Origin of the sequence: Alicyclobacillus kakegawensis NBRC 103104, from assembly GCF_001552655.1 — a bacterium.
GTDB lineage: Bacteria > Bacillota > Bacilli > Alicyclobacillales > Alicyclobacillaceae > Alicyclobacillus_G > Alicyclobacillus_G kakegawensis.
In genome coordinates this window covers 1-4,191 of record NZ_BCRP01000049.1, presented here as the reverse complement: position 1 = coordinate 4,191, position 4,191 = coordinate 1, and the positions used below count along the sequence as shown (strand labels likewise).

Below are 4,191 nucleotides of genomic sequence, written 5' to 3'. Positions count from 1 at the left end.
TACAAGAAATTTACTCGCCACCAGCGGCGGGCAGCACACTGGCTTAGGCAAATCGCCAGGCGTGAACCGAAGCTGTTTGTGCAGTGGCAAATGGGGGTTTTACCCTAGGCTGGATAACGGGAGCCGGATGAGTCGAGAGGTTCACGTCCGGTTCTGAGAGGGCCTCGGGGTGAAACTCCCCGGGGCTACTCACCTGGTCATTCTGTGCGAGAAGAAGGCCCACTGGAATCGGTGAAGGTGCTGAAAGCCGTGTTCAGGAGGCTTGAGCTAAGCATGAACAAGGACAAGTCCAAGCTGGTGGATCTGTGGATTGGCAAGCCAGGGTTCGACTTCCTCGGGTTCCATCACCAACGCATACGGGTACTCCGTAAGGGAGGCAAGGTAGCGCACGTCCTGCGCAGCTACCCGTCCAAGAAGGCCATGAAGAAGATGCGGGCCAAGGTACGGGAGGAGTTGGCGCCACGGAATCGGCTGTATTGGAGTCCGGCGCAGGTTGTGGCAAACCTGAATCCCATCATCCAAGGATGGAGGAACTATTATGGGAGTGTCGATCCAGGCATGAGCCGCAGATTTCTGAGCAAGATGGACTGGCACATCAATCGGCGACTGATTCTGTACTGGCGCAAGAAGCACAAGCGCAACCGGATGACGCCGACGGAAATCGTTCAGTTCTTCCGGTCCATTGGGCTGAAAACGGCAAGCGGATATGGGCAGGGGCTATAACAGCGCAAGGTGAAGAACATCGGAAAGCCGTATGCGGGAAAACCGCACGTACGGTTTGATGAGGAGGGGCTGGGTCCCCCAGCCCTTCACTCTACTCCAACCCGCAGCAGCGTTCGTACATGACATCCACAAGGCTTCACCTGTACGGCGGCACAAATTTGTGCGGCTGGTGCGGCAGACCTTCTAAGACCAATCTATCCCGCGTGTTCAACGTCCAACGACAATCTGTGGTGCACCAAGCTGCCGTGGTCCGTCTAACTCTCGGGCTCTCAGCACCATCGAGATTCGACCTCTCTTCGCCAGCCGTACAGCTATACGATAACACCGTCCCATCCCCGTTTTCATTTTCTGATGGTGCCGCCCCCAGGCGGCATGGGGGTCTAACTACGACTTTTTCAGGGGCCACCATTTAGTCTTCAGCGCGAGACGTCAACTACAATACGGCCTGGAACTTGACGTGAAGCAATAGTGCTCAAGGCCTGGAAGGCGTATCGTTTTTGTATGTGACGCATCGTCTAGATGAAATTCCGCAGATCGGCGATCGCATTAGTATCATGCGAGACGGAGTCCTAGTTGAAACAAGGGAAGTAAAAAACATCACAAAGTCTGAAATTGTGAGCATGATGGTGGGCGGTAAGTTAGGAGATGTATTTGTAAAGGCGGAGTCAAACGTGATTCCCGGCCAGGTTGCCCTCCGCGTAGAGAGTCTGACTCGACAGCATTTGTTTAAAGACATCTCGTTCTCTGTGCGGAAAGGTGAGATCGTTGGTGTGTTCGGATTGGTAGGGTCTCGTAGGACCGACGTGGTACGTTCAATCATGGGCCTGGACCCAATTGACAGTGGCAGTATTGAGATTTGGGGAGAACCAGTACGCAGGGTGTCGCCAGCCAGACTGGTTTCAAGTGGTGTTGCACTGGTCCCTGAAGAGCGAAGGCGACAGGGTTTGGCACTGGAACAATCCGTCAGGTTTAATGTCTCTCTAGCTGCCGTTGGGCAATTTTCCCGGGCGGGACTGCTTAACTTGCGAACCGAGAACACCTTGGTGAAAGAGGTCATGGCGAAATTTCGAGTCAACAGTTCGCCCCAAATTCCAGTGAAGTTTCTTAGTGGTGGGAATCAGCAAAAGGTTATCATCGCACGATGGACAATGGCCGGCAGCCGCCTTTTCCTTATAGACGAGCCAACGCGAGGGATTGACGTTGGTGCTAAGCGGGAGATTTACGAGTTGATGGAGGATATCGCCCACAGTGGAGGGGCAGTGTTGATGGTATCCTCGGACATTGAGGAAGTACTTGGGATCAGTGATCGGATCATCGTGATGCGCCATGGAGAGATCGCGGCTGAATTTTCGCGACGTGAAGCTACAGGAGAATCGCTCATGGCATGTGCTTTCGGGTAGGTTGATTCCACGACGGGAGGGACTTTAATGCGGGGCATGGTCTTGGAGGCTTTCGGTGCGCCACTTCGGTTAAGGGAATTGGAAAAACCGAGGCCCGCTGCTGATGAAGTCATTATTCAGGTTAGAACATGTGGCGTCTGTGGGACCGACGTAAAGATTGCTAATGGTGATTATGCAGGGATTAAGTTGCCCCATATTCCCGGTCACGAAATTGCGGGTGTTGTTGTGGAACAGGGAGCCGAGGTTCGGGACCTGAGTGTCGGCCAAAAGGTTGCATGCTACTTCTACCTCTTCTGTGGAACTTGTCGAAACTGCAAAGAAGGTCGGCAATCACTTTGTTCAAATTTAGGTGGCAGGCTCGGATTTACAAGAAGTGGTGGGTTTCAAGAATACGTTGCACTTCCAGCGAAGAACTGTATCCAAATTCCTCAAAACGTACCTTTCGCGGAGGCGGGGATAGCCGTGGATGCTATTGCTACTGCCTACCATGCACTTACTACTCGGGGCAATGTACGCAAGAATGAATGGGTGTTAGTCGTGGGGGCAGGGGGAGTTGGGCTGCACGCCATTCAGATTGCCAAGTACCTATCGGCTCGTGTCTTAGCAGTAGACATTCATGAGGAGAACTTGATCCTTGCCAGAAGGCACGGCGCGGACGAGACCTTGAGAATTGACAATGGAAGCCCATACGGTGATTATGCAAGGGAGATAAGCGGTGGGGACGGCATAGATGTCGTCTTGGAAACCGTTGTTTCCAAACAAACGATAGGCCAAGATGTTGCTGCCATACGTGACGGCGGGAGGCTGATACTTGTTGGTTACACGGACGGACAGAGCATTATTTTCGACCAGCACCTGTTGGTGCGAAAGGAACTGTCCGTGGTTCCTTCACGGGCATCATCGAAGTTTGAAATCGTGACTTGCCTGGGACTGATAGCAAGTGGGCATATTCGTCCGATAATAGCACATTACTACCCTCTTGAGCAGTTGAACCAGGCCTTGGAGCGTGTAAAGTTTCAGTAGGGGCTTTTCCCCGAGAGGAAGGGGGAAGGCAAAAATAGAAGAGACCTCACAACTCACCACAAAACAACACCCGCGTTGCAGCGCGGTAAAAGGAGTGAGGTCTCTGTGTTCCCGATTCGACACGCCTTGAATGTTTTCCTGCAGCTGATGGCTGACCTTCAATCGGCAATATCTAGTGGCCCCTGAAAAAAATCGGTGAAATGGGCCAATAAAAAAGGAATCGCAAGTCCTCGCGGTGAAGTGAATGTTGACGAGACAAACACTGACCCCGGGGTGCTTTGCGAATTCCTTTACTTACGAATTCGGCACGACACCCCGAGATTCCTGTTTAGGGGTGTTGGAAAGTGTTACGGACTCATCAAAATCAGTTGACGCTTTGGGAGGCTATCCTACCTGAGCCATTGCTCAACCTACCAGCGGAACTGGAGTATGTGGATCAAATTCTGGATGACGAACGGTTCATGGTACCATTTCTCGAAAAGTTTAATACGGTTAGAGGACGACCGACCGTGCCGGTGCAAACATACCTGCGTCTCATGTACCTGAAGTTCCGCTATCAGTTGGGATATGAAACGCTCGTACGGGAAGTAAGTGACAGCCTTGCATGGCGGCGCTTCTGCCACATCCCCATCGACGGGAAAGTACCCGATGCCAGTACGCTCATCAAGGCCAGGAAGCGGTATGGTGAGGATACCGTCGAGCAACTGAATGAACTGTTGGTGAAGAAGCTGAGCGAACAGAAGGTCATCCGGCATCGCAAATTTCGTACGGATACCACGGTGGTCGAGTCGGACATTCATCATCCAACGGATGCCACGCTTTTACAGGATGGCATTCGTGCCATCACCCGAACGGTTAACCACATTCGCAAACTCGCCTCCCACGCCACCGAGGGTTTCGTGGACCAAACCGATGCGGTAAAGAATAAGGTCCTGTCGTTTGCAAAGGTTCTGCGTCGTCGGATGAGCCAATCCTGGGATGAGGTCAACCGAATCACGCAAGACGTTGTGGATATCACGCAAAATGTGTTGCAACAGGCCGAGTC

At 52.5% G+C, this 4,191-nt stretch carries 4 protein-coding genes; all 4 read left to right on the top strand.

What is annotated here, in order from left to right; genetic code table 11:
• Positions 1-273 precede the first annotated feature (273 nt).
• Positions 274-723 carry a group II intron maturase-specific domain-containing protein gene (locus AK2_RS16115; protein WP_067937093.1) on the top strand — a complete coding sequence of 150 codons (450 nt, stop codon included), beginning with the start codon at positions 274-276 and terminating at the stop codon, positions 721-723.
• Positions 724-1,226: 503 nt separating this feature from the next.
• On the top strand, positions 1,227-2,123 hold the full coding sequence (locus tag AK2_RS16110; protein ID WP_245632952.1) for an ATP-binding cassette domain-containing protein: 897 nt from the start codon (positions 1,227-1,229) through the stop codon (positions 2,121-2,123).
• 27 nt (positions 2,124-2,150) lie between these two features.
• Positions 2,151-3,146, top strand: a complete 996-nt coding sequence (locus tag AK2_RS16105) for an alcohol dehydrogenase catalytic domain-containing protein (RefSeq protein ID WP_067937086.1) — start codon at positions 2,151-2,153, stop codon at positions 3,144-3,146.
• 344 nt (positions 3,147-3,490) lie between these two features.
• On the top strand, positions 3,491-4,191 hold a 701-nt coding region (locus AK2_RS16100), incomplete at its 3' end, for a transposase (RefSeq protein WP_174521165.1).

Excerpts from the sequence above, each read along its gene's own strand:
- AK2_RS16115 (WP_067937093.1), top strand. The coding sequence starts at position 274 with ATGAACAAGGACAAGTCCAAGCTGGTGGATCTGTGGATTGGCAAGCCA.
- AK2_RS16105 (WP_067937086.1), top strand. The coding sequence starts at position 2,151 with ATGCGGGGCATGGTCTTGGAGGCTTTCGGTGCGCCACTTCGGTTAAGG.